Source organism: Pseudomonas sp. NPDC096950, from assembly GCF_044762525.1.
Lineage (GTDB): Bacteria > Pseudomonadota > Gammaproteobacteria > Pseudomonadales > Pseudomonadaceae > Aquipseudomonas.
On record NZ_JBIWEL010000042.1, the window covers coordinates 1 to 596 of the forward strand.

Sequence of the window (596 nt, forward strand, 5' to 3'; positions counted from 1 at the left end):
CTGTGCCTTCGTTACGGGCTTGGAGGTCACATCGAGCTTGTCGATGCGGCCCTTGATAATTTCACTTATTTCGGAAGGATTGAGTTGCTGCATTGCTCTGCTGCCCCTTCAAACTCAAGATTTCAATGCTTCGGCAAGGCTCGCGAGTTTGCCGCGAACCGAGCCATCGATAACCAGGTCGCCGGCGCGGATGACAATGCCCCCAATAAGGGATTTGTCTTCCTCGACTTGCAGGCGCACTTCCCGGTTGAGTCGTGCACTGAGAACCTTGGCGAGTTTGTCTTGCTGTTCTTGGTTCAATGCAAAAGCACTGGTCACTTCAACGTCTACCGATTTCTCTTGTTCGGCCTTGTACAGGTCAAACAGAGCGGAAATCTCCGGCAAAAGCGGGAGACGGTCGTTTTCGGAAACGACGTTGATGAAGTTCTGTGCCTTGGCATCAAACTTGTCGCCGCACACGTCAATAAACGTGGCGGCCTTGTCTGCGCTCGTCAGTCGCGGGGCCTTGAGCACGCGCTGCATGGTGTCGTCTTGCGACACTGCTGCAGCCAGGCCGTGCATGGCTGTCCAAGAGGCCAGTTGCTGGTGGGCCTGGG

The 596-nt window shown here is 55.4% G+C and carries 1 protein-coding gene and 1 pseudogene; both read right to left on the bottom strand.

The features are described 5' to 3' along the window. A pseudogene (locus tag ACIQY3_RS33555) lies at positions 1 to 93 on the bottom strand (hypothetical protein); the annotation flags it as partial. Between the two features lie 21 nt (positions 94 to 114). Next, positions 115 to 596: F0F1 ATP synthase subunit delta (locus ACIQY3_RS33560; RefSeq protein ID WP_403028825.1), on the bottom strand; the 482-nt coding region annotated here is incomplete at its 5' end.